The 6,060-nt window shown below is 64.8% G+C and carries 7 protein-coding genes; 5 read left to right on the top strand and 2 right to left on the bottom strand.

Going from position 1 to position 6,060, the window contains the following annotated elements; translation table 11 throughout:
- Both QZV72_RS06890 and QZV72_RS06885 read left to right on the top strand, forming a co-directional pair.
- Nucleotides 1-545: hypothetical protein (locus QZV72_RS06890; RefSeq protein ID WP_297006591.1), on the top strand; the 545-nt coding region annotated here is incomplete at its 5' end.
- The gene (locus tag QZV72_RS06885; RefSeq protein ID WP_297006590.1) at nucleotides 535-762 is read left to right on the top strand and encodes a hypothetical protein; all 228 of its coding nucleotides are present in this window, start codon (nucleotides 535-537) and stop codon (nucleotides 760-762) included. The genes QZV72_RS06890 and QZV72_RS06885, both read left to right, overlap by 11 nt.
- A gap of 23 nt (nucleotides 763-785) precedes the next feature.
- Here the strand turns inward: QZV72_RS06885 and QZV72_RS06880 are convergent, their stop codons facing one another.
- The gene (locus QZV72_RS06880) at nucleotides 786-1,571 is read right to left on the bottom strand and encodes a DNA/RNA helicase domain-containing protein (protein WP_297006589.1); all 786 of its coding nucleotides are present in this window, start codon (nucleotides 1,569-1,571) and stop codon (nucleotides 786-788) included.
- A gap of 820 nt (nucleotides 1,572-2,391) precedes the next feature.
- A complete protein-coding gene (locus tag QZV72_RS06875; RefSeq protein ID WP_297006587.1) occupies nucleotides 2,392-2,811 on the bottom strand; it encodes a hypothetical protein in 420 nt (139 codons plus the stop codon).
- Nucleotides 2,812-3,138: 327 nt separating this feature from the next.
- Between QZV72_RS06875 and QZV72_RS06870 the strand changes: the two genes are divergently transcribed.
- From QZV72_RS06870 to QZV72_RS06860, 3 genes are all read left to right on the top strand, one after another.
- Nucleotides 3,139-5,016, top strand: a complete 1,878-nt coding sequence (locus QZV72_RS06870; RefSeq protein ID WP_297006585.1) for a hypothetical protein — start codon at nucleotides 3,139-3,141, stop codon at nucleotides 5,014-5,016.
- Entirely contained in the window at nucleotides 5,009-5,629 is a 621-nt protein-coding gene (locus tag QZV72_RS06865) for a 5' nucleotidase, NT5C type (RefSeq protein WP_297006583.1), read from the top strand. The genes QZV72_RS06870 and QZV72_RS06865 overlap by 8 nt, the downstream gene beginning before the upstream one ends.
- A gap of 243 nt (nucleotides 5,630-5,872) precedes the next feature.
- Nucleotides 5,873-6,060, top strand: a 188-nt coding sequence (locus QZV72_RS06860; protein ID WP_297006582.1) for an exonuclease domain-containing protein, incomplete at its 3' end; no start/stop codon positions are given.

The raw sequence follows: 6,060 nt of genomic DNA, 5'->3' as shown, positions 1-6,060 counted from the left end.
TCAGTGAGCTGTCGAGGAAGGTGACCGGTGACGGAGGTGCGACACCTGCGCAGGTCGGCGTGTTGCACGTCGCACTGGCGGCAGAGTTTCAGGGGTACTATCGGGATCTTCACCGGGAGTGCATCGATGACCTGCTGGATCAGATGGCTGTACTGCCCTCCAGGCTTCGAGCTGCTGTTGCCCTGATCCTGGAATCCGGGCGAGTACTGGACCGACAGAATGCGACTGCGGTCACGATCGCACGGGACTTCAAGAAGCTCGACATCAGTCCGTGGGAGAGTGTCCAACTCCGAAACGCAGACCGATATCGCGGATGGAGGGAGACGCTCGACCTCGTCACCTCGGTCCGGAATGCCACAGCGCACAGCAATGAGGAAGAATTCGAGAAGTTCGTCGATGGAAATGCTCTGGACCGGGGACGACGGGAGGACTGTCGTAACCAGCTTGAGCAGCTGGTGGTTGCCCTCCACGAGGTGACTGCGGCACACTTGATTGGCGTGGCATTCAATGCCGAAGAAGACAGGAGTGGAAGTAATGACCAGTAGCGGAGCTGTCATCCACCCGAAGCGGGGTGACCGGGTCATCGTCCCCCTGGGACCGCAGGGCAGGTTGGCCGTCGTCATCGGCGAGAACCTCAGCGGGAGGATCCGGGCGCGCGTTCTGTGGGAAGACGAGTATGACGATGACCCAAACGTGGAGCCGATGACCCTTTCCTGTCTGCCCGAGGAGCTTCAGTGGGCACCGGGGCACCCGAAGCGCTGAGTGCTCTGCTTGGAGAAGGGGGTCTACTCCGGGTTGACGAGGCTCTTCAGTAACTGCTGGGTGGCGGGATCCGTGGAGTAGACCACCACGCCCTTCATCCCGCGGGTGAGCAGGACACGGTAGCCGTTGCGCAGACGCTGGACCGCACTGCTTCTCGCGTCGGCGGGCACACCCTCCCGCTCCTGCTTCCTGGCCAGGCGCTTGAGCGTCGTGTACTCGGAGGCCTCGTAGTCCGGCTTGAGCTTCGCCTGCGTGGCGCGGTGCCGGTGACCGGCGACCTTCGCCATCGTCTGCTTGAACGCCTGGGACCCCGTCGCGTGGAGGACCTTCTTGCCCCGCCGCGACAGCTCGCCGAGCAGCGACAGGGCCACGGTCGACTTGCCGGTCCCCGGACCGCCGGAGACGACGATGACCCTCTTGTTGTCCGCCCGGTCGACGGCGTGGAGGACCAGGTCAACGGCCTGTTGCTGACGGTCAAGCAGCACGAACTGCTCCCGGTCGCGGATCTCCGCGGCCGCCGAGGTCGGTAACTGCTGCGACGGTGCCACCGCGGACTCCATGAACCTGTCGACGACGCCGGCGTCCCGCACGGGGGAGACCCGGGTCTTCAGGAAGGCGGCGAAGGTCTCGATGTCCGCACCGATGAACATCTCCGAGCACAGATCGGAGTGGTAGTCATCGAGTTCGGCGACAGCGGCGCGTTGGCTCACGTTGTGCAGGAAGACCGCACCCTGGACGGTCTCGGGGTGGCCGTCGAAGATGGTGAGGAAGTTGGTCAGCAGGTCCCGGTAGGTGTCGACCTGGCGCAACGGGTGCAGCCGGGGTCGCTGGGCTGGTGCCGGCGATGATGGCGTCCACCCGCTTGGAGTTCAGCGGGAGCTTCTGCTCGAAAAGGACGTCGACATCTTCGAGCCCGGCATGCTTGAGCACCTTGGCCAGCTCGGGGAGGCTGTTCTCCCAGGAGCGGCGCTCGGCCGGGGAATGACCCAGTCCTTCGTATCCGGCCTGGGTGGCCTTGCGGTCACCGAGGTCCTTCGGGTTTGCGAAGTGGGTCAGGAGCTCTGCGGCAGTCGTCCGAAGCAGGGGCAAAAGGGTCTCCAGGCAGCACGATTACTCGTGCGACGTAGAGGCATGTCCTGGTGGAAGCCGGTCGGGGTCGCTCTTACGTTGTTCACACAGTACCTGTTCGGGTCTGGTACGCGTAGAGGTGGGGGTGGAATCTCGGGACGTCACTGTGGTCGCCGGTGTTCCGTCTTCGGTCAGGTGCCGCAGGACGTGGTACCTGTACCGGTCAGTCGCGAGGTCATCGTCTTCGGGTGACCGTTCGTGATCACCACCGGGACACCGGTCTTACCGTGCCAGTGCCGCGTTGGACGAACCCCTTGAACCACCACCGCTGCCCGGACAACCGGGTCCGCTCCGCATTCGGCCCGGTTCATGGATCTCGGTGCCGGTCAGGTCAGTCTTCGCAGGCTTGAGCCTGAACTTCAGGTCATGCGGGTTCGAATCCACAGTCACGACACCCCGGCCGGCAGGCAAGAGAACCGAATAATTCCTGGGGTGCTCCTTCCGATCGGAACGGGCGAGGGCCTCCAGGCCAGCGACGAGGTGGTCGCCGGCCGTGGCGGACTACCGGTCCGGTCCGACCTCGTCGAAGCCTCCCGCGCAGGCCTCGACCGGGCAGCCGTTCCAGGTTTTCGAGAAGTAGGCGATGATCTCCTCGCCGACCGCGAGGGGATAGTCGAAGGAGATCTCACCGTTGATCTGCTCGGAGGCACGGCAGACCGAGTCATGGAAGAACTCGCAGACCTCGACATAACACCACATGTCCATCAGCACCCGGCAGATCTCCGTGTGCTCGATGCGCTCCGGGGTGGCCCCGAGACTGCGCAGGACCATACGGTGGACCAGGTCCCGGTCGACCGGGTGGTGCTGCCCGCAGTCGCACCATTCGGCGCCGGTGTCCGGCATCGACCAGACATCGGGGCGGGCCACGGGGACGGGTGTTGCAGAGGAGGTGGGGGAAGTGGAGACTGCTGTGGTGGTCATGGCCATCACTGTAGGGGATTCACCGGACAGGGAAGGCTCTGCCGTCGATACATCGAACGGTCTCACAGGAAGACGACGGGAGCGGCGCCTCATCACCACTGTCGGCGTCCCGCACGCCAACTGGCAGGGGCCGGACACGGTGGTCTGCAGACGTCGGGAGCTCCCGGGTCGGCGAGATGACGTCGGCGACAGGTGGAGCAGTATTCTCCGCAGAGCACGACGGTCACGAGTGCCCCGCATTCTCGATGTCGGCCGATGATGCTATTGAATTGAGACGGCGCTCAGCAGATCAGAGGGAACTACACGGACTTCGGGTACGGTTTGAACATGACTTCAAGACCTGCGGACGTGTTCCGCAACTGGCGGACTGCAGCGGGCGGGGTGTTCAAAGGGAGCTCCACCCTGCTGGCAGGTCTGGCGGCGATGACGGCCGGTGGGCAGTCGCCGAGCCAGGGGCTGGCCATCAGTCGGGACCGGGTGGCAGATGCTGAACCCGCCGCAGATGAGACGACCATGCTGCGCTGGTTCTTCGACTGGAGCTGGGTCCACCGCCGGGTGGAGAACATCCGCGTCCTCGACAACGCCCAGACCCGCCGCCACTTCAGCTTCGACGTGGAACTACCCGTCAGCCCGGAACTCCGACGCCGCGACAGTGACGGTAACCTCACCCACCAGGTCAATGTTCCGTTGCTGTTCCTGCGCCGGGGCATGCTCGTGAACCTGGATATCAGGGACACCGAAGGCAGGGCGATGCCTACCATCTCTTCATCAGAGAACCTGATGATCACCTACCGCGCGGTGAAGCAGTTGGCAGACCGGGTGGGCATGGTGGAACTGATGGCGGCGATGGTGGCGGCGGACCGTAGGCGCGAGGCGGAGGCCGGGAACCCGACAACCGAAGCCACTCCAGCGCAGTACGACTACAGTCAGGTCGTCACCGATGCTGTTCTCTCCCTCATCAACACCCACGGGGTGGACCGCGGACACTTCAATGATCGGACCGTCGACCGGCGCCAGGAAGACCACCGGCACCAGCTGTTCGAGGCTCTCGGCGAGATTGTCCACTGTCTGTGCGCTGACCACGAGCCTTCCGGTGGGGAGTCGGCGACTGTTCCGGTCCGCCTACCGAAGATGAAGAAAACGGGCACAGACCCGAGTTATGTCCTGGACACGTCCCCGGCGGTGGACCTGTTGGCCCGCACCATCCTCTATGCCGCCGAGCATCCGGCGTCCTCTGACCCCGGGGCCCTGCTCGACCTGGAACTGCTGTGTGTCCTGCTCTCCACTGTCTCCTACAGCTACCTGCTGTGCATCGTGGCCGACGAGAAAGAAGTGTGGACAGGAACCACCAGCCGACGCACCGTCGTGAAACTGGCCTGTGACGTGGAACCTGACGACAGTCGCCTGAACATCTTCAACCCCACCCGGAAAGTCCTCATTCGGTACTCCCAGGCCACCGCACGCAGTACCCACCTGGAATTCAGTCCACCCGAGAACGCGGTGGTCCAGTCCATCACCGCCCCCGTGGTGACCCATCTGGTCGATCCGACCGACACGGACTTCCCCGTGGAGACCATTCCTTTCCACCCCGGTATCCACCGCATCAACAGGCACAGTGACCTGGACCGGGACGGATTCTACCGGGCCTCCCAGAACAGGGTCCATGTCGAACCCCCGCTCGACCGTGCCGATCCGGTCCGGACGCTGCGGGTTTCGCTGACTCCGGAACAACGGTGGCAGGCAGGTATCTCGAGCATCGTCGCGGCAGTGGTTGTCGTCCTCTGCCGGTTCCTGTGGGGTGACGGTGTCGGTGGGTTCCCGGGCAACCCGTTCAGCGGCACGGTAGCGGTGACGATCACTTCGGTGGCAACCTCAGCGTGTTCCTCGCCCTGGAGACACTGCTCACCGCTGTTTTCGGTGCCCTGTTCTTCACCACCGGCAGCCACCGACTGTCCCGGCAGGTCGGTGGGCCTTCCCGGTGCGCGATCGGGCTGGCCTGGGCTGCGGCGGCACTGTCCCCGGCGGGACCGTCTGTTCGACCGGCCGGTCCAGGATCGGCGGAGTGTTCTCGCCGTGACCGAGACCGGGGCTTTTGACTGCCACTACCTCACTGATCCGGCGCACCGGGAGCAACTGGCGGGGCGGGCCCGCAACGCAGGTACGGAGCTGTCCGGGGCCTCCGGTACAGTGACGCCCCGTGAATGAACAGAATGGCGTCCTGCGTCCGATCAACGGCCGAGCGGTTCTCGGCCTCGACGTTGACGGCGTCATCGCCGATTATGCCGGGGGGCTGCGCCCGTACGCGGCCTCGGATTTCGGCGTCATCGCCGACGGGCTTCCGGAACCTGACATCTACAGCATCGTGGACGCCTGGCCCTTCTCCGACTACGCGCACTACCGGCGGGTGCACCGGGCAGCCGTGGAGGCCGGGCTCTACCGGAGCCTCCCGCTCATTCCTGGGGCGGCCGAGGCAATCCGTGAGCTGTCGACGGCAGGCGTTCACGTCCGGATCGTCACCCACAGACTGTTCATCGGCGGACAGCATGCCCGGGTGGTCTCCGACACCGTGGCCTGGTTGGAAAAGCACCGCATCCCGTACATGTCCCTGTGCTTCACCGGCCTGAAGGACAGCGTCGGGGCACACGTCTACGTTGAGGATTCGCCGGCCAACATTGCCGCACTCCGGGAGGAGGGGTGGCCGGTGTTCGTCGCCGACCAGAAGTACAACCGGGAAGTCGACGGGCCGCGGATCACCGACTGGTCGGAGGGAGTGGGGCAGATCATCGGCTTCCTCCGGGAACATGGGCAGCTGAGGTGAGCAGGGGTGAGGAGTGCGCCGATGACCCGATGGCGGAACCGATGATCTCCGATGGACACTCGGGCATCTGAATCCCGGACGACGGCGGCTCCCCGGTCCGGTCTCGTAGCAGCCGACCCCGACAGGCCTCATCAGGGCAGACGTTCCGGGTCCCGGTCGCTGCGGGGTGCCGACTGCAGTCACACCATTCAGCGGCGGTGTCCGGCGCCGACCTGTCCAGTCTCCACGCTACAGTTCTTCACTGTGACTACACAGAATCAGGCACTGCCCTTCGCCGTCGTCGATGTGGAGACCACCGGTTTCACCAACCGTGACCGCGTCCTCGAAGTGGCCGTTGTCCATGCAGACGCAGACGGGACCGTCACCGGGACCTGGAGCACGCTGGTCAACCCGGAACGGGACATCCCCAACAGCCGGATCCACGGCATCAG

This window comes from uncultured Corynebacterium sp. (genome assembly GCF_902782855.1).
Taxonomy (GTDB): Bacteria; Actinomycetota; Actinomycetes; order Mycobacteriales; family Mycobacteriaceae; genus Corynebacterium.
The sequence above is the reverse complement of the archived record's forward strand: the minus strand, read 5'-3'. Positions and strand labels throughout refer to the sequence as shown.

What these genes read in the sequence shown, in the direction of transcription:
- QZV72_RS06870 (WP_297006585.1), top strand. Translation starts at nt 3,139, where the DNA reads ATGACTTCAAGACCTGCGGACGTGTTCCGCAACTGGCGGACTGCAGCG.
- QZV72_RS06885 (WP_297006590.1), top strand. Translation starts at nt 535, where the DNA reads ATGACCAGTAGCGGAGCTGTCATCCACCCGAAGCGGGGTGACCGGGTC.
- QZV72_RS06875 (WP_297006587.1), bottom strand. Translation starts at nt 2,811, where the DNA reads ATGACCACCACAGCAGTCTCCACTTCCCCCACCTCCTCTGCAACACCC.